Raw genomic sequence first — 18,736 nt, forward strand, 5'->3', positions numbered from 1 at the left:
TTTTTATTATTACATATCATATACTTATTAACTATATTATCATTGAATTAAAGGCATGTCAACTATTTCTATATTCCTTTTCCATCATAATTTTAAGATTCCTAAATAAACTTTCGGGATTGTAACTCTATATAAACCTAATTAATAAAATCTGTTATTGGAAGTTAGTGTTGAAAATATGTTTTTATGAAGCTATAATAAATAACTGTAGTAAAAAAGAAATAAATTTAGCACAGCACACTAAGGAGATTGTAATTTTATGAAAAAGATTTTTATAGATACAGAAACTACAGGCTTAGAACCTGGTGAAATTCTACAACTTACATATTGCGTATGTGATATAAATGATTCTGGAGAAGAGAAAGTTTCTTTTGCCAAAAATTTCTTTTTTGCCGTAGATTATATTGACCCTTCAGCAGAAGCAGTTCATGGTTTTAGTACAAAAACATTAAAAGTTCTATCTAATGGACGCAAATTCAAAGATGTAGCTAAAGAAGTAGCTGAAGATTTAAATGGAGGTATATTTATTGCCCACAATGTAAGATTTGATCAAAAGTTTATCACTGCAGAATTTAATAGATTAAACAGCATAAATTGGTCTCCAAAAGAATTTTTTTGTACTATGGAATTCTTTAAATCAATAGTACAGGCAACAACTAAAACCGGTAGATTAAAGAACCCTAGATTGGAAGAAACCATGGCCTTTCTTGAGGTGAATGAATCTACAGTTCTTAAAGGAGCACAGAGGCTCTTTAATTGTAAAGATGTAGGTTTTCATGATGCCAGATATGATGTAGCAGGCCTTGTATCCTGTTATTACAGAGCTAAAAAACTAGGATATGATTTAGATAGGGTTATATAGTAGAAAGGCAATAGGTTTAAAATTATCACCTATTGCCTTATATTTTAGTACTAAGAGGTAACCATGTATAATACTGTATTTCTTAGTTTAAACCTTGTCTATCATATCTAAACACTTACCTGCCCCAAGAACAACACATTCAAGAGGATTTTCTGCAATATGAGTAGGTATATGTATTTCACTATGTATAAGCTTGTCTAATCCTTTTAGAAGTGCACCACCACCTGAAAGCATTATTCCTTTATCCATTATATCCGCTGCAAGTTCTGGTGGAGTTTGTTCGAGAGTAGTTTTAATTGTTTCAATTACTAAAGCTACTGGTTCTTTCAAAGCTTCTCGTATTTGACTTTCTGTTATAGTAATAACCTTGGGAAGCCCTGTCATTAAATCTTGTCCTCTTATTTGCATATCTTTTTCTGTTTCATCATCATCTTCATAGGCGGAACCTAGTTCAATTTTAACATCTTCCGCTGTTCTTTCTCCTATCATTACATTAAATTCTCTTTTAACATAATTAATAATTGTTTCGTCTAATTCATCTCCTGCAACTTTTACGCTATTACTGGTAACAATTCCTCCTAGAGAGACAATTGCCACCTCAGTAGTACCTCCACCTATATCGATGATCATACTTCCAACTGGTTCATCTACAGGTAGACCTGCTCCTATAGCTGCAGCCACAGGCTCCTCAATTAGCATAATCTTACGTGCTCCCACCTGGCTTGCTGTCTCATTAATTGACCTCTTTTCGACCTCAGTAATTTCTGAAGGATGGCAAATTGCAATTCTAGAATTTTTGAAGGCACCTTTGCCACTAGCCTTTTCAATGAATTTTTTGAGCATTTGCTGAGCAATATCAAAGTTGGCAATTACTCCATCTCTCAATGGTCTAATAGTTACAATATTTTCTGGTGTCCTGCCTATCATATTCTTAGCATCTAAACCAACGGCTAGTACTTGTCTATTTGTAGTATTTATAGCTACAACGGAAGGCTCTCTTAATAAAATACCCTTTCCTTTTGCGTATATTAAAGTGTTTGACGTCCCTAAATCTATTCCTATATCCCTAGACGTTACAAAAAATCCCATCAAAATTTCTCCTTTCAAATTTACAATATATCTTTAAGATAATATTGAGGATAATGTATGGAAAAGTAGATTTGTATTTTTCATAAAGTCCCCTACATACTTTTTTTACAGTATATATTTAATCAAGTTGTTTTTCAATGCATAAACATTTCCTATGGTTCCACAATTTATTTAAACCATAAGATTTTTGGGATATATGATTACCAACTTTAATACCTATAGAAACCAAATAAAGCACTAATTTCTTATATTTTCAGATACTTCTCCTTCGCTAATATTAAGATAAAACTAAGCATGTATCTTTCTGCTTTTTTTATCGCTGTACATCTTTTTATCTGCAACTTTTATTAACTCTTCAAGAGCATCTCCATCATAAGGAAATAATGAGTATCCCAAACTTATTCCAGTGTTTTTTTCAGTAAAAATTTCATCTACCAACTGTTTTATTTTTAATAAGATCTGTTGCACTTGTTGTGTATCTTGATATTCTAAAATTATAACAAACTCATCTCCTCCAATTCTTCCAACATATCCTTTTTCTCCTATTGTATCAGTTATAATTTTAGCAGTACTTGTAATATACTTATCCCCCTGCAAATGACCATATTTATCGTTAATTTTCTTCATTCCATCAAGATCGCAAATAATGACGCAGAAAGGATTGTTTGATTCACAAATTGTTTTATATACTCTTTCTATTCCTGTTCTATTAAATAAACCTGTCATTGCATCTTTTAAAGTCATTTCCTCAAGCTTTTCAATTACTTTTTTTGTATAATGACTCCACAGTATTACACCTAATGTATAAATAATCGCTCCCAATGTAAAGAGTATTCTTATAAGTATGTGTACATGTTGAGTCTTAATTATAGGCGATGTCATATCAAGAAATGTAGCAATTGTAAATAACAATAGCCCTACAAATAAAATACTAAATGTGTATGTTCTAAATTGCCATTTTCGCCTTGTAAAAATTGATAATCTTATCATATAAAGGAGTAGGATTAAAACGAATAAAAACACAATTATTTTTTTAATATCAAACATAGAAATCTCCTAAAAATGCATATTTATTTATAATTTTTAATATTTTATTCTTATTTCAGTATATCAAATTATTTTTATTTATAGTATTAATATAATTTTTTTGATTACAACCATTATATGAAAATAGTGTTATAATTATAAAGATTACTTATATAGTAAATATTAGTGAATTATGATGAGATGATAAAATGACAAAAGCGTTTCCATTTATACTACCGCTATTTAGAAGCATTTTTAATAAAATATATAAATTTATTTAAGAAATAATATTTGTAGAGTATATTTTTTATCACAAGTTATATCAAGTTTTATAAACATAAAAATGATATTATTTTAGCAGGGAGTGATAGAAATTGTCAGTAAAAACTATAAAAAATATGGTTGATTGGATAGAAGAAAATATAACGGAAAATCCTACTTTAAGGCAAATGTCTGATTATGTTGGTTATTCTTCTTTTTATTGTTCTGAGAAATTTCATGAATATGTTGGTGTTACATTTAAAGAATATATATCAAAAAGAAAATTAAGTTTAGCAGCTTTGGAGATGAAAAATACAAATCGTAGAGTTTTAGATATTGCTATAGACTATGGTTTTTCTTCACAAGAAGCTTTTACTAGGGCCTTTTTTAATGCTTATGGTTATACGCCTTATAAGTATAGGAGACAATTACCTGAAATTTTATTGTTTAATAAAGTTAAGATTACTTAATAATTTCTATTACTCATAATATCAATTAAGGAGAAAAAATTATGAGTATAAAAATAGGACGAAATAATTTATGTTGGTGTGGTAGTAAAAGAAAATATAAAGTGTGTCATGCTGATTTTGATGAAAAAATAGAAAAATTTAAAAGAGAAGGGCATATAGCACCATCATTAAATATTATTAAGACAAAAGAACAAGTTGATGGAATCAGAGAAAGTGGTAAGGTTAATATTGCTATATTGGATTATATATCAAAAAAAGTACATCCGGGTATGTCAACAGATGAAATAGATAAACTTGTTTATAGTAAGACTATTGAATTAGGGGGAATACCAGCTACATTAGGTTACGAGGGATTTCCTAAAAGCTTATGTACATCTATTAATAATCAAGTGTGCCATGGAATACCATCAGAAAAAGATATTTTAAAAGATGGAGATATAATTAATGTAGATGTATCTACTATTTATAAAGGATATTATTCAGATTCTTCCAGAATGTTTTGTATTGGAAAAGTAAGTGAAGAGAAAAAGAAGCTTGTTGAGGTAACTAAAGAATGTATTTTAAAAGGTTTAGAACAAATTAAGCCTTGGAGTTTTTTAGGTGACATGGGGTATGCAGTGCATCAACATGCATTGAAAAACGGATATTCTGTTGTGGAAGAAATTGGAGGTCACGGGATTGGATTAGAGATTCATGAGGACCCATGGGTTAGCTATGTATCAAAACCTGGAACTGAAATGTTAATGGTGCCAGGTATGGTATTTACAATTGAGCCTATGTTAAACATGGGAACTAGTGATATATTTGTAGATAAAAATAATGATTGGACTGTCTACACTGTAGATGGAAAACCATCAGCACAGTGGGAAGTAACAGTATTGATAACAAATGAAGGATATGAAATACTAGCTTATTAAAAGAGCTGCTGCAAAATTTCATTTTGCAGCAGCCCTCTGGGAATGAGAGTTTTTTGAAGACTATGAAAAACTAAATTTTAGTTTTCAACAATTAAAGTGCCAGTTTTTCCTTAGATGCTAAAAATAATAGTTTAAATTTTCATAGAACAGATAAACTTATTAACTATAGGTGAAATTTTTTCATTTTTCCTTGTGCAAATAACAATTTCATTTTTAAGAGTAATATCATCTACATAAACTCTTGATAATTTTCCCATATCAACAAGCTCTTTAACAACCATTGAAGAGCAAAAATTGGCACCGTACCCTTCCACTACTGCCATAAGTACCTCATGCAATCCATTGAATTCAAGAGATACATTTGGTAATCTACTACCGTATGTGCGGCAGATAGATTCTAAACATATTCTAGTATAACTACCTTTTTCCCGCATTATAAATGGCTCTAACATCATGTTAGCCAAAGTCACTTTTTGATTAGCATATTTGTGGCTAGGAGCAACTATAAACCATAATTCATCTTCAGCAATTTTATTTATGTTAATTTCATCAATATGATTAATAGCTCCGCTACCAACAACTGCAACATCCACTTGGTAACTAATAAGTCTCTGTACTGCATCTTCAGTATTCATAGTGGTAACCTCAATATTTATATCTTCATTCTGTTGCTTCAAATATGAGGCCCATTTAGGTATTAAAAAATTAGATGCAAGATAGTTTCCAGCTATTTTTAAAGTACCTTTTTTCCCTTGTATATAATCACTTATAAGTATCTCCATTCTATCTTCCAATGTGAAAAGTATCCTTGCCTGATCTGCCAACTTTTCTCCTATTTCAGTTAAACGGACACCTCTTCCTTCAGGAGAAAATAGCGATATGCCTAGTTCTCTTTCAAACTTTTTAATCTGAGAAGTAATTGCTGGTTGACTAATTCTTAATTGCTCAGCCGCAAGAGTTACACTTCCAGTTTTTGCCACTACATAGAATAGTCTTAATCCATGTAAATTCATATTCTGACCTCATTCATATATTTTATTTATATATATATCAATAATATATATTATACTTATAAATTTATTTCTTTTATACTAAATTTATAAATCACTTAGGCAGCGCTGCACTAAATATACTTAGGAGGAAATTATGAAAGAAACTACTATCTATTTGGTTAGACATGGACAAACAGAATGGAATTTAGAGAAAAGAATGCAAGGGCATAAAGACTCACCTCTAACAAACCTTGGTATAATTCAAGCAAAAGGACTGCACAATAGACTTCTTAAAGAAAATATTGATATAATTTACTCCAGCGAAAGTAAGCGTGCTTATGATACAGCAAAAATTATCAAAGGTGACCGCAACATTCAAATAGCAATAAAACAACAATTAAGAGAAATTCATATGGGCCACTGGGAAGGCCTACAACAGCTAGATATTATCAATAAATATCCTGAATCTTGGAAGCATTTTTGGAACAAGCCTCATTTATATGTTCCTACTGAATCAGGTGAATCTTATCAAGAACTACAGAATAGAGTTATACCTGTTATTGAAGATATTATCAATATAAACCAAGGTAAAACTATTCTTATAGTAACCCATAGAATTACATTAAAGATGATTATGGCACATTTCAACAACCAAGAAATACATGAAATTTGGAATACACCAGACGTAGAACCAGCCAGTCTTTGTAAAGTATCGATTAAAGATGGAATAACTAAAATTCTGCTGCATGGTGATACTTCTCACTATAGATAACAATTAACCACCAGCTTAACTTTTTTCATATGTTAACTTAAAGCAGGCATCTATTTTAAAAGGCCTGCTTTGCTTCCTTTAAGTCAATATTCTTTGTCACTACAAAAGCATTAGATGGCCCAAATTTCACAAGTTCTTCTTGAAATTGATATAGTTCATTTATAGTTTCTGTCTTTAATTTAAGCAAATAATTATAATTTCCACTCACTCTTTTCATTTCTTTAACAAACTTAAAGTTTCGACAATAGTCTTCAAGTTGCAGACATTTTGATGTTTTTATCATGATATAAGTTTCAATAAAGTTTTCTTTTTCTTGAATTTTTATTGTATAACCTTTAATAATATTGGCTTCTTCTAATTTAGTCATTCTTTCTTTTACAGCAGGTGGTGACATATTTACTTGCGCTGCAATATCCACCAGTGGAATTCTTGAATTACTTTCTAAAATTTCTAAAATCATGTAATCCGTTCTATCTAACTGTAACGACTTCATTCTACTAACACCTCAATATTTTCTAAAAATAAAATTAAACACTTTTTATTTAAAAGTAATTTGGCTATATACCTTTGAAAAGATATTCTATTGAATTAACAAAAAAAGTACAATTTTATTATAAGGAGGAACTTAAATCAATACAATATAATTTTATTATAGGGAGTAGATTATATGAATACAAAAGGATTAGCTCATGTAGCAATAATGTCTTATGACTATAACAAAACAATTCAGTTTTACAGAGATGTATTTGACTTTAAAATAGGACATCATTGGGCCTTACCTTCATTTAAAATTAAGGACGCTACTATGCTTATTTCGCCAGATGGGGTGACATGCATAGAAATATTTGACCGTGACGCAGAGGTGCCCGCTCAAGGATTGAAGTCTAAGAATAAAGAAGATGTTAGATATGGTGCTTTACTTCACTTTGCACTATATGTTGATGATGTAGATGCAATATATGAAAAAGCTTTGGCACACGGTGCTAAACCTGTGGCACCACCTGATGGGTTGCATTTGGGTACACCTATATTAGATGTCTATAATGCTGTTTTTGAAGGGTTAAATGGCGAAATTATTGAAGTAATTAAAAATGTGAATTTTAAAGTAAAATAATATAGCAATTCGCCCTATGGAGTAGACAAATAAAAAAGTCTACTCTGTAGGGCATTTTTATGTACACTGGAGAACTAAGCTTCGTGCATTATAATGCCAATACTAGAAAATTATATTACATTGTAGTATTATTTATTATAATATGAATTTAGATACTTTATTAACATAATATAGATAGTTGTATATTATAGGAGGAAACATATGGCTTACAAAGACTTACAAGATTTCATCAAACATTTGGATGAAAAAGGCTTACTCAAAAGAATAAACACAGAAGTAGATTCCGAACTAGAGATTACTGAAATAGCAGATAGAATATCCAAGAAGTATGGTCCTGCTCTATTATTTGAAAATGTGAAAGGTTCGCCTTATCCACTTCTCATAAATGCCATGGGTACCTATGAAAGGATGAGCTTGGCTCTTGGTGTAGAAAAGCTTGATGATATTGGTAATGACATTGAAGAATTTATAGATATGTCAAATTATTTAGGAATTATGAAAAAATTCAAGTCTCTTCCACGGCTTGCTAGAATGACAGCTGTATTTCCAATAAAACTGCCTATTAAAGGTTCATGCCAAGAAGTTATTGAAAATGACCCTGATTTATCTACTCTGCCTATATTAAAGTGCTGGCCAGGTGACGCAGGTAGATTTATAACTCTCCCTCTTGTTATAACAAAGGATCCTGAAAGTGGGATTCAAAACATGGGAATGTATAGGCTTCAGGTATTTGACAAAAATTCTACTGGCATGCACTGGCACCTACACAAAGATGGTAGAGAAATTTATGAAAAATATAAAGCCTTAGGCGGTAAAATGCCTGTATCTGTCGCTCTTGGCTGTGATCCTGCTATAACTTATTCTGCTACAGCTCCCCTTCCAAAAATGATTGATGAAATGATGTTTGCAGGATTTTTAAGAAAGGCTCCGGTAAAACTTGTTAAATCAATAAAGAGTGATATATATGTACCTGCTGATGCAGAATTTATTATAGAAGGTTATGTGGATGTTAACGAGGCTTTAAGGCTTGAAGGACCCTTTGGAGATCATACAGGGTATTATTCTCTTGCGGATTTTTACCCCGTATTTCATGTAACTTGTATAACTCATAAGAAGAATCCTGTATATCCCGCAACTATAAGTAGGTAAGCCCCCTATGGAGGACTGCTATATGGGCAAAGCTACAGAAAGAATTTTCTTGCCTTTACTTAAAATGCAGCACCCAGAGATAGTAGATTTTAACTTTCCTCTTGAAGGAGTTTTTCACAACTGCGTTATTGTTTCTATAAAGAAGCGTTATCCTGGACACGCTAAGAAAATAATGAACTCACTATGGGGAATGGGGCAAATGATGTATACAAAAATGATAATTGTAGTTGATGAAAATATTGATCCTAAGGATATATCTACTGTAGCTTGGAAAGTTTTTAACAATATAGATGCTAAAAGAGATGTAGTTATATCAGAGGGGCCTTTAGACGCCTTGGATCATGCGTCAAATCTTCCACACTATGGATACAGAATGGGCATAGATGCTACTAAAAAGTGGACAAGTGAAGGCCATAATAGAGAATGGCCTGATGATATTGAAATGACAAAGGATATTAAGGAACTTGTTTCAAGGAGATGGGCTGAATATGGTATTGACTAAAGTTATAAAAAAGGCCCGTGACTATGGAATACTTGTTATGTTTTCACATACTATTTTTTCTTTATCCTTTGCACTTATTTCAATGCTCCTAGCAAGTAATGGATTGCCTTCTTCTCATACAATCTTTTGGATATTTATTGCCTTTATGGGCGCTAGAACCGGTGCAAATGCTATAAATAGAGTGATTGATGCAGAAATTGATGGTAAGAATCCACGTACTGCTATGAGGCAACTTCCTCAAGGCTTACTTCAGAAAAAGGAAGTTATAGTATTCTCTGTTGTATGTTTTTTAATTATGGTTATTGCAGCAGCCATGCTAAATCCATTATGCTTGCTGCTTTCACCTATAGCATTATTTCTAATGATTATATATTCCTATACAAAACGATTTACTTGGGCCTGTCACTTGGTTTTAGGTATCACCTCCGCCGCTGCGCCTGTGGGAGCTTGGCTTGCGGTTACCGGAAATTTTTCTTGGCTTCCTCTTTTTATGGGAGCCGCTAATACCCTTTGGGTTGCAGGCTTTGATATTATATATGGCTCACAGGATTATGACTTTGACACCACTAATGGAATTCACTCAATACCTGCAAGGTTCGGAGTAAAGAACGCTTTGCACATTGCTGCCCTTTTTCATGGGATAACATTGATTCTATTAATCGTAGTGGGAGTTTTAAGTAATCAACTTGGGTTTATTTATTACACTGGACTAGTATTGATATCCATTCTTTTTATAGCAGAGCATAGGATAGTTTCGCCAAATAACTTATCCAATGTAAAAATAGCCTCTTACAGTATAAACCAGCTAATAAGCATCATATTTTTAATCTGTGGAGTTATCGATGCACTAATATAATAAATATAAAGGAGATTTACTTATGAAAAAGATAGTTATTGGTATCACCGGTGCCAGTGGAAGTATATATGCAATAAAGTTAACTGAAGAGCTTTTGAAAAGAGGAATTTTTGTTCATATCATATGTACGGAAAATGGTAAAAAAGTTATGAATTTTGAGACCTCTATAGATATTAATGAGTGGGTGAAAGAATTAAAAGAGAATTATAACAATGTTAAGCTGGAGAATATAAATGATCTGTTTTCTGGAGTTGCCAGTGGTTCCTTTAAATTTGACGCTATGATTATACTTCCTTGCTCAATGGGAACTCTAGCTGAAATCAGCACTGGTTTAGCTAAAAATTTACTATGCAGAGCAGCCGATGTAGCCTTAAAGGAGAACAGAAGACTCATCATCGTTCCAAGAGAAACACCACTTAATGCAATACATCTTGAGAATATGCTGAAGCTGTCAAAGCTTGGTGTAACCATACTCCCTGCAATGCCGGGATTTTATCACAAACCTGAAAGCATGGAGGATTTAATTAACTTTGTAGTTGGAAAGATATTAGATTCTCTTTCTATAGAAAATATATTATTTAAAAAATGGGAGAGCTAAAAAATGATTAAACTAAAGAAAATATTATATATAATTACTGCTTCTGCTCTAGTATTATCCTTATCTGCTTGCTCATCTGCAAAGGAAGCTGCTTCTACTCCAAAGCAGACATTGAATTTTGGAGCAATATCTTCTGTAGATGCAGTACCAATTGTAATTGCTAATGAAAAAGGATTTTTTAAAAAAGAAGGTATAGAGGTTAACTTTCAATCATTTAAAAACTCAAAGGATAGAGATGCAGCTTTCCAAGCTGGAAATCTCGATGGAATAATTTGTGATGAAATAGCTATTTCTCTTTATCAAAATGCTGATTTTGATGTAAAGATAACAGGAGTAACCGATGGTGATTTTATGCTTATAGCAAATCCTAAATCAGGAATAAAATCTATAAGCGATATTAAAGGAAGAAGTGTAGCCATATCAGAAAAAACTTCTATTGAATATACTCTTGATAAAATATTAGAAAAAAATTCTTTTGAACCTAAAGATATAAAAAAATCTGTAGTTCCTGCTATACCTACCAGGCTTGAAATGTTAAGAACTAATAATGTTGATGCGGCACTGCTTCCAGAGCCATTCTCCACTCTAGCCATAAAAGAAGGCGGAATACTTCTTGGAAGTGCAAGTAATCTAACTTCATACCCTTCAGTAACAGCTTTTACACAGAAATCAATAGATTCTAAAAGCAGCGAAATTAAAGCTTTTTACAAGGCTTATAACGAAGCTGTAGATTACGTAAACAGTACACCGATTTCAGAATATGAAGCTACGATAATAAAAACTGTTGGTTATCCTAATGATATGAAAGGCAAAATCACCTTACCTAAGTTTAGAAAAAATGTGCTTCCATCAGATGCTGAAGTTAAATCTGCTATCGATTGGACTATAAAAAATGGATTAGTTAAGAAAACACTAGACCCTAAGGATTTAAAAAACGATATAGGGGTTAAATAGTATTATGGAGGTACCCTATGCTTGAGATAAATAATCTTTCCGTCAGCTATAGCTCTGAAAAAAAATTAGTGAATGCCTTAGGACCTATAAGTATGCAAATTACATCTGGAGATATATATGCGATTATAGGTCCTTCAGGTTGTGGCAAATCCACTTTACTGCATGTGCTTAGTGGTATTATAAATGGTTATCGCGGACAAGTCCAACTGAATAGCGAAGACTTAAGTCCAAAAAAGCATAACATTGGATTTATACCTCAAAACTTTGGGCTGCTCCCTTGGAAAAATGTTCAAAAAAACTGCCTTCTCTCTCTTAAGATAAAAGGGAAAACTATTGATAGTGCTACTAATGAAAGATTTGAATATATACAGAATAAGTTAAGTATCCATTCATTAAAGGACAGATATCCTAATGAGTTAAGCGGTGGACAAAAACAAAGAGTTGCTATAGCTAGAGCCTTTATAATGAATCCTGACTTACTTTTAATGGACGAGCCTTTTTCTGCTTTAGATGCACTTACAAGAGAAGAAGCTCAGGAGCTTTTCATAGATATATGGAATCAGTATAAAACTACTACAATATTTGTAACTCACAGCATTGAAGAGGCTATCTATATGGGAAAAAAGATTGTAATAATGTCACACTGTCCTGGTACCATAGTTGAAATAATTGATAATCCTCTATTTAATACAGAAAACTTAAGACAGAATGAAGAGTATCTAAGGTTATCTGCATATCTTAGAGCTATTATAAAAAAGGGATGGAAAATATGAAGGCAAGAAAAAAAATTAAGACTTTTGTACAAGGCTTTTTAATATTTAATATTTTGTGGTACATTTTTGCAGTAATAGTTCATATGAGAGTGCTTCCAAAGCCTACAGACATATATTTTAAAATAAATGATTTATATGGTGAAAAACTTTATATACATGTTTTAGCAAGTCTATACAGAGTAGCAAGTGGACTTAGCATATCTCTAATTATAGGAATTTCTATAGGACTGCTTATGGCTTATTCAAATGTATGGAATAAAATATTAAATCCATTAGTTTATTTTACATATCCTATACCCAAGACAGCATTGCTGCCAGTGGTAATGCTGTTATTTGGACTAGGAGATACCTCAAAGATTATTATTATTGTACTAATACTTCTATTTCAGATTATTGTGGCAGTTAGAGATGCAGTGCTTAACATTCCGTCAGAAACCTATAATCCCATAAGGAGTCTTGGCGCTTCAAAACTTCAAATATTTACACACATAACTGTGCCTGCTATTTTGCCAGAATTACTAACTAGCTTAAGGTTGTCAATAGGAACTGCTCTCTCTATATTATTTTTTACAGAAGGTTACGGAACTCAATATGGTATAGGTTATTATATCTTAGATGCCTGGACTAGAATTGATTATATAGGAATGTATGCAGGAATAATAGCAATAAGTCTTTTAGGTTTTACCCTGTTTATTTTAATAGATATCCTTGAAGAAACAGTATGTAAATGGAAGGCTTAAGCAAGCCTCTTGACATTCTTACACATTATTAAATTAAAAACTTTCTTAGTTTTCAATATGAAACTCCTTCTCCTATTGTCGAATGAGTACTCGCTGAGTAAGCGATTCACTTCAAATCAAAGATTTGAGTTCTCTGCTTAAGCGATCATATCAAAATCAGCACGCTGTGTAAGTGATCATCTCAAAATCATAGATTTTGGATGTCTACTTAAGATTTTGTATGCCTGCTTATATGTTCTAAAAAAATATTACTGAAATCTATAAATTTCAGTAATATTTTAATTTAAGTAATCTCTAATCTATGACATCGTTCTAAATTCATACCCTTGACTTTTTAAATACTCAATTATTTGAGGTAATGCTTTAGCAGTTTCTTCCTTACCATATGTATCATGCATTAATATTACTACTTTTTCTTTTGTTCCTACACTCTTTTTTACTTCATTCAATAGTTCTGATGCATTTTTCTTATTACCCTCTGAATCAAAATCGTAAGCATTCCAATCTATGCTGTACATATCCTTCTCTTTTAATTTACTATTAAATTCGGCCAAATTAGGATCTTTATAATGCTCTCTTGAAATATAGCCACCGGGCATTCTTAAAACTCTTGTATTAAAGTCCTGTCCAACTACATTTTTAATTGCAGTGTTAGTTTCCTCAATTTCCTCCATGAAATATTCTACATTAATTTTGTTTCCTGGGTATAGATTTTTTAATTTATGAGAATATGTATGATTTGCTAATGCATGTCCTTCTTCAAAAGTTCTTTTTACTATTTTTTTGCTGTTTTCATTAGAGTTTATGCTTTGCCCAACTAAACAGAATGTGGCTTTTATATTATAATTTTTTAATACATCTAATATTTTAGGCGTTACAGTTGTAGATGTCCCATCATCAAAAGTAAGAAAAGCTATTTTTTTACCATCCTTCTCTCCTTTATTGTCTAATATATCTTTAACTTTTTTTACATCATAAGTATATTTTTGTCCTTCACTACTTACATTAGATAATTTACCTTTTGAATTATCTTCTTTCATCGTTTCTTTTGTCTTCTTACTAACTGTTACGTCTTTAGTATTCTTTGTCGTTACAACTTTAGTAGCCGCTATTCCTTTATTGGCTTGTACCATTTTGCTACGATAATATTCATACCCCTTATATGATAAAATTGAAGCTCCAATTAGAAATACTACGATTAAACTCTTTCTTATAATTTTAGTGTCTTTATTTTTTCTTCTGTTTTTTCTTCTCATTATGTGAGACCCCCTTCTATCAACCAAAAGTTCTTCTTTAAATTTTAATTTATAATTAATAATGTCTAAAAGAATCATCTTTGATTTTCCTCAGTTAAGTAAGCATATAAAGGATACTTTTATTATAGAAAATAATTATTTCAAAACTTGTATCAGTTGTATCTAACTTGTATATAATCTGTAAAATTGTATTAAGTCTCATCAATATAAATCGAAATTAACTTATAAAGTCTTTTATAATTTCATTTTAAAGAAAATATCTCTACTTCTTATAAACTAAATATAAACAAAATATAAACTTTGTACTTAAAAATATATTTAATTTAACTTTAAAACGCGCTTAACACTATATCATGAGAAATATCTTTACTCAATTGGATTTTTAGTTTATGTATTAATTTTTCAAGTTTTTCTAATAATTGTTCTAGATTTGTTAATTACTTTTAAACAAAACCTAAACTACTTTTAATTTTGCAGCATTAATTGGAGATAGTATTTTTTCGATATTTATGCATTATTCGCATTGTGTAAATAGCAATAAAATTTCAACATAATTAATTACTATTAATAATTAAATAAAATAAAAAAACGTACCAGATCTCTCTGATACGGATACTATATTAAAAATCACATTCCAAATTTTTTCTTTAACCAATCTATTATCTCTGGAAACACTTCATCTAAATAATTCTGTGTACAATGTTCACCATCTTCATAATATTTAAGTGTCTTTTCACCTATTGCCCACTTCATCATCTTTTCAGCATGAATTTTAGGCGAAGGCATTACTTCATCCTTTCCTGCATGGTAGAATAATAATGGGACTTTTAAATTAGGCTCCTGTTCAATGTCCCAATCAAATTTGTCAACCGCTTCTTCTAATGTCTCACATCCAGTCATATATGTGACACCTCGTTGCCAAATTAGGTTAAGTCGTTTCATTCCTTCTAATCCACCTATATAGACAAGTCCACTATTACCAACTACATATTTTACCCGTTTATCATGTGCTGCACACACCGGTGCTAAATATCCTCCTAAACTAAAACCAACTAATCCAATTTTCTCTAAATCAATTTTATATATCTGTTGCTGACCAAACCAGTCAATAATAGCTGATACCACCTTATGATATTCTTTCGCATCAAATTTCATATCTTTCCATAGTTCTCCTTGCCCTGGCCCGTCAAAGGTAAAAAAGTTAAACCCATGTTGCTTATATATTGTGCCTTGTGAATGACCTTCAGCCTCCTTAATATTATCCATCCCGTTTACGAAAATTATAAGCGGTTTGTTTGAAGTATCTGAAAGTCTTAAATATCCTGGAATTTTTACTCCCTGGAATGGTATCTCAATTCGTATAGGTCTCTCTTTTTCATCATATAAATTAAGCGCTCTTTTATAACTTATTCTTGCTTGCTCTTGTATTCTTTGTTTTTGAATACTGTCAATAAAAAATATATGCTGTCCAATATGATAGCAAGCTACAGCTTCATGAAACAATGCTCTTGCTTTAAACTCGTACCCTTCATTTAAAGCTTGTTCTGCCTTCTTATATAACTCATCACCCTCTTTGCTCCATTCATTGCACCACTGCAGCCAATTAGGAATTCTTGTCACTACTCTTCTCAATCTCCCATAATCTATTCCGAAAGACAGAAATCTTCCATACCATCTTTGATATACTTTTTTCTCACTAAAAATGAGTTTGAATGCAAACTTTTCTTTTAAAGTTAACTCTACCATGATTTCCTCCTTTAAACTATTTTAAATCATAGATATAACCATAATAGTTATAACAACTATTTGGCAAAAATATTTATTCAGTGTTTCTATATATTTTTTCTAAAACATTTTTAAATATTTCTAATTCTTCATCTGATATGTCTTTTCTAAACTGTTCATTTATTGATTTAACAGAAGGTATAAGATCATTAAACATGTTTCTTCCTTCACCTGTAAGGTAAATACATGAACTTCTTCTATCTTCTTCATGTTTTTCTCTTACTACATATCCTTTTTTACAAAGCACATCTAGTATTCTAGTAACATTTGTTTTATCTTTGTACGTTCTCATTGCAATTTCACTTTGAATTAAACCGGGCTCTACATATAATACATTCAGTACTGTCCATTGTTCAAAGGTTATATCATATCCTTTTTCTAAAAATACGCTAAGAATCTTTCTCTTAACGCAAACTTCGCCTTTAACTATTAAATATCCAATTAGCTGTGTATAATCATATTTATTCTTCATACAATCGCCTACCTTAAACAAGTTGATATAACTATAGTAGTTTTATCAACTGTTTTTGTCAAGATACATTTTATCATATGAAAAAATAGTTACTTATGAGTTATTCATCTATATGATTGAAGTCAGAGGTTTCACTTAATCTATTTACTTTTTTCTTGTCTGCAAACATCTTTATAAACAGGAAAATATTTATTAAACCGCAGATTATCTCTAAGGACTGCAACAAATAAAAGGTTGTATCTATCCTATCATTCTGTGCAAGATAATTCAAAGTAATTGCTAGAGGAGCAAGAAAGATTGCCCCATTTAATCCAATACACTTTATTCGTTTAACTCTTCTAAGCTCATAGGAATTGTTCGGATATAGTATAGTCAGTTTTCTTTGTGAGACAGCTGTTAAAATCATACATATAATCAATAATAACAATGCATATAAGATAGTTTTTTTTACAGCAGCAATAAGAATATGATCACCAATAAACTCTGAGACTAAACTAGAAGTCATAAAACATGTAATCATTAAAAATGCAGTAATAGATGCTATTCGATTAAGCAACTTTAATCCCATAACAACATCCTCCTTAAATTTATTATATTATTAATTTTACTTTCAGCTTTTTAGGCACTATGGTGATCGAATAGTCAACTGAATCACCTAAATTAAATTCTATGCAAGAACATATCATATAAATTTGTTATAACAATATTAGTTTAAACAATTGTAGTTATAACAACTATGTTTAAGTTAATAATATAACGTATCAAATTCTAAGTCAATATAATATTACAAAAATTTAGATAAAATATATTAATTTTAATAATTATAAAAATAAAAAAACACTTTGGATCTCTCTGGAATAAAATATTTTTATAACCTAGAACTAACTATTAGTTAAATAATTATAATTTTACAAAGTATTTTTCGAGGAGTGATCTTTTTGGGTTTTATGAATATTCCTACTAAAACTTTGGGAGGTAAAGTATTTTGGTATACTTTAAAATCAAAAAATGGATGGAAGCTTCAACAAAATAAATTTACTTTTCACTATAGAATTCTAGATCCAGAAAATGTTAGGCGTGATTGGGGAACAGATTTAGCTGATATTAATAAAGCTTTTGATTTATTTACAGGTAGTTATTAAAGATTAATTTCCCCTAGTATTAAACTAGGGGGCGGAATTTTATTTTCATATAACTATTAATATTTTCTATCATAGATGTTAGTTCATTATAATCTTCTAGATTTATTTTACCACTTTATGCAACAAACAAACAATTGTTTTTATTTACAAATAATTATTATTAATATATACTACTATTATAAGATTAGTGATTATACAAAGAATAATAAGATATGAAAGAGGTGTTATAGATGCTTCCATCGTTATTTATAGGGCATGGTGCTCCAAATATCATATTTCAAAACAATGAGTATACAGAATTTTTAAGAAACTATGCTAAAACCATAAACAAACCTAACGCCATAGTAATATTTTCAGCTCACTGGGAGTCTGGTATCCAGTCCATAGGTGCTTCTGAAAACTATGACATGATATATGATTTCTATGGATTTGAAGAAGAACTATATACTATACAATATAAAACTGGATCTAATAAAAATTTAGCACTTAAAATTCAAGATCTACTTAAAACAAATGGAATTTCCAGCAATTTAGACTATAAAAGAGGAATTGATCATGGCGCATGGACGGTACTTAAACTTATTTACCCTAATATAGATATACCTGTTATAAATATATCAGTAAATATTAAGTTATCAAATGAGGAACAGTATAACATAGGAAAAGCTTTAGAACCTTTGAAAAAAGAAGATGTACTTATTATTTGCAGTGGTGGAATAGTTCATAATCTTTCTATGTTAAACTATACTTCTGAGAATAATATAAATCCATGGGCCTATGATTTTAATACTTGGATTAAAGACAAATTATATAAATGGGATTTGACTCAATTGTTCAATTATGAGAAAATGGCTCCTTATTCAAAGCTTGCAGTACCAAGAAGTGAGCATTTTATACCTTTATTAATTGCAATGGGTGCTGGTGATACTAATAAATCTCCAAACTTATTGAAGAGCATATATCAATATGGAAACTTAAGCCTTGATTTTTGGGAATTTAAATAACA

The 18,736-nt window shown here is 30.7% G+C and carries 20 protein-coding genes and 1 pseudogene; 13 read left to right on the top strand and 8 right to left on the bottom strand.

Annotated features, from left to right (window positions below; all coding sequences use genetic code 11):
- The first annotated feature begins 259 nt into the window (after positions 1-259).
- Entirely contained in the window at positions 260-862 is a 603-nt protein-coding gene (locus tag RCG18_RS25970) for a 3'-5' exonuclease (RefSeq protein WP_308038858.1), read from the top strand.
- Between the two features lie 87 nt (positions 863-949).
- Here RCG18_RS25970 and RCG18_RS25975 read toward each other — a convergent pair whose 3' ends face one another.
- On the bottom strand, positions 950-1,951 hold the full coding sequence (locus RCG18_RS25975; RefSeq protein ID WP_308038859.1) for a rod shape-determining protein: 1,002 nt from the start codon (positions 1,949-1,951) through the stop codon (positions 950-952).
- Between the two features lie 288 nt (positions 1,952-2,239).
- Positions 2,240-2,998 (bottom strand): GGDEF domain-containing protein, encoded by a 759-nt coding sequence (locus RCG18_RS25980; RefSeq protein ID WP_308038860.1) that lies wholly within the window; start codon positions 2,996-2,998, stop codon positions 2,240-2,242.
- 353 nt (positions 2,999-3,351) lie between these two features.
- Here RCG18_RS25980 and RCG18_RS25985 point away from each other — a divergent pair, with 353 nt between their 5' ends.
- Positions 3,352-3,708 (top strand): AraC family transcriptional regulator, encoded by a 357-nt coding sequence (locus tag RCG18_RS25985; protein ID WP_308038861.1) that lies wholly within the window; start codon positions 3,352-3,354, stop codon positions 3,706-3,708.
- Positions 3,709-3,749: 41 nt separating this feature from the next.
- Positions 3,750-4,625, top strand: coding sequence for a methionyl aminopeptidase (locus RCG18_RS25990; RefSeq protein ID WP_308038862.1), 876 nt, complete (start codon positions 3,750-3,752; stop codon positions 4,623-4,625).
- A gap of 131 nt (positions 4,626-4,756) precedes the next feature.
- Here the strand turns inward: RCG18_RS25990 and RCG18_RS25995 are convergent, their stop codons facing one another.
- Positions 4,757-5,638 (bottom strand): LysR family transcriptional regulator, encoded by an 882-nt coding sequence (locus RCG18_RS25995; protein ID WP_308038863.1) that lies wholly within the window; start codon positions 5,636-5,638, stop codon positions 4,757-4,759.
- A gap of 133 nt (positions 5,639-5,771) precedes the next feature.
- Between RCG18_RS25995 and RCG18_RS26000 the strand changes: the two genes are divergently transcribed.
- The gene (locus tag RCG18_RS26000; RefSeq protein ID WP_308038864.1) at positions 5,772-6,389 is read left to right on the top strand and encodes a histidine phosphatase family protein; all 618 of its coding nucleotides are present in this window, start codon (positions 5,772-5,774) and stop codon (positions 6,387-6,389) included.
- 55 nt (positions 6,390-6,444) lie between these two features.
- On the opposite strand, the gene RCG18_RS26005 is transcribed toward RCG18_RS26000, so the two are convergent.
- A complete protein-coding gene (locus RCG18_RS26005) occupies positions 6,445-6,882 on the bottom strand; it encodes an Lrp/AsnC family transcriptional regulator (protein ID WP_308038865.1) in 438 nt (145 codons plus the stop codon).
- Positions 6,883-7,056: 174 nt separating this feature from the next.
- Between RCG18_RS26005 and RCG18_RS26010 the strand changes: the two genes are divergently transcribed.
- The 7 genes and pseudogenes from RCG18_RS26010 to RCG18_RS26040 all read left to right on the top strand — a co-directional run bounded on the left by RCG18_RS26010 (position 7,057) and on the right by RCG18_RS26040 (position 13,075).
- Positions 7,057-7,503: a VOC family protein gene (locus RCG18_RS26010; protein WP_308038866.1), complete on the top strand. Its 447-nt coding sequence runs from the start codon at positions 7,057-7,059 to the stop codon at positions 7,501-7,503.
- A 201-nt stretch (positions 7,504-7,704) separates the two neighbouring features.
- Positions 7,705-9,154, top strand: a pseudogene (locus tag RCG18_RS26015) (menaquinone biosynthesis decarboxylase).
- Complete coding sequence (locus RCG18_RS26020) at positions 9,141-10,010, top strand: UbiA-like polyprenyltransferase (protein ID WP_308038867.1); 870 nt, start codon at positions 9,141-9,143, stop codon at positions 10,008-10,010. The pseudogene RCG18_RS26015 and the gene RCG18_RS26020 overlap by 14 nt, the downstream one beginning before the upstream one ends.
- 22 nt (positions 10,011-10,032) lie before the next feature.
- Positions 10,033-10,608 carry a flavin prenyltransferase UbiX gene (locus tag RCG18_RS26025; protein WP_308038868.1) on the top strand — a complete coding sequence of 192 codons (576 nt, stop codon included), beginning with the start codon at positions 10,033-10,035 and terminating at the stop codon, positions 10,606-10,608.
- Positions 10,609-10,611: 3 nt separating this feature from the next.
- Complete coding sequence (locus RCG18_RS26030) at positions 10,612-11,562, top strand: MetQ/NlpA family ABC transporter substrate-binding protein (protein ID WP_308038869.1); 951 nt, start codon at positions 10,612-10,614, stop codon at positions 11,560-11,562.
- A 17-nt stretch (positions 11,563-11,579) separates the two neighbouring features.
- On the top strand, positions 11,580-12,335 hold the full coding sequence (locus tag RCG18_RS26035) for an ABC transporter ATP-binding protein (protein ID WP_308038870.1): 756 nt from the start codon (positions 11,580-11,582) through the stop codon (positions 12,333-12,335).
- Positions 12,332-13,075 (top strand): ABC transporter permease subunit, encoded by a 744-nt coding sequence (locus RCG18_RS26040; RefSeq protein WP_308038871.1) that lies wholly within the window; start codon positions 12,332-12,334, stop codon positions 13,073-13,075. The genes RCG18_RS26035 and RCG18_RS26040 overlap by 4 nt, the downstream gene beginning before the upstream one ends.
- Before the next feature lie 299 nt (positions 13,076-13,374).
- Here RCG18_RS26040 and RCG18_RS26045 read toward each other — a convergent pair whose 3' ends face one another.
- The 4 genes from RCG18_RS26045 to RCG18_RS26060 all read right to left on the bottom strand — a co-directional run bounded on the left by RCG18_RS26045 (position 13,375) and on the right by RCG18_RS26060 (position 17,156).
- Positions 13,375-14,331, bottom strand: coding sequence for a polysaccharide deacetylase family protein (locus RCG18_RS26045; RefSeq protein WP_308038872.1), 957 nt, complete (start codon positions 14,329-14,331; stop codon positions 13,375-13,377).
- Positions 14,332-14,958: 627 nt separating this feature from the next.
- Positions 14,959-16,077: a dienelactone hydrolase family protein gene (locus RCG18_RS26050; RefSeq protein WP_308038873.1), complete on the bottom strand. Its 1,119-nt coding sequence runs from the start codon at positions 16,075-16,077 to the stop codon at positions 14,959-14,961.
- 73 nt (positions 16,078-16,150) lie between these two features.
- A complete protein-coding gene (locus RCG18_RS26055; protein ID WP_308038874.1) occupies positions 16,151-16,588 on the bottom strand; it encodes a MarR family transcriptional regulator in 438 nt (145 codons plus the stop codon).
- Between the two features lie 100 nt (positions 16,589-16,688).
- Positions 16,689-17,156 (bottom strand): hypothetical protein, encoded by a 468-nt coding sequence (locus RCG18_RS26060; protein ID WP_308038875.1) that lies wholly within the window; start codon positions 17,154-17,156, stop codon positions 16,689-16,691.
- A gap of 379 nt (positions 17,157-17,535) precedes the next feature.
- Here RCG18_RS26060 and RCG18_RS26065 point away from each other — a divergent pair, with 379 nt between their 5' ends.
- The gene (locus RCG18_RS26065; protein ID WP_308042119.1) at positions 17,536-17,730 is read left to right on the top strand and encodes a hypothetical protein; all 195 of its coding nucleotides are present in this window, start codon (positions 17,536-17,538) and stop codon (positions 17,728-17,730) included.
- A gap of 230 nt (positions 17,731-17,960) precedes the next feature.
- Complete coding sequence (locus RCG18_RS26070; protein ID WP_308038876.1) at positions 17,961-18,734, top strand: class III extradiol ring-cleavage dioxygenase; 774 nt, start codon at positions 17,961-17,963, stop codon at positions 18,732-18,734.
- Positions 18,735-18,736 lie beyond the last annotated feature (2 nt).

This window comes from Clostridium sp. OS1-26 (genome assembly GCF_030915445.1).
GTDB lineage: Bacteria > Bacillota > Clostridia > Clostridiales > Clostridiaceae > Clostridium_AM.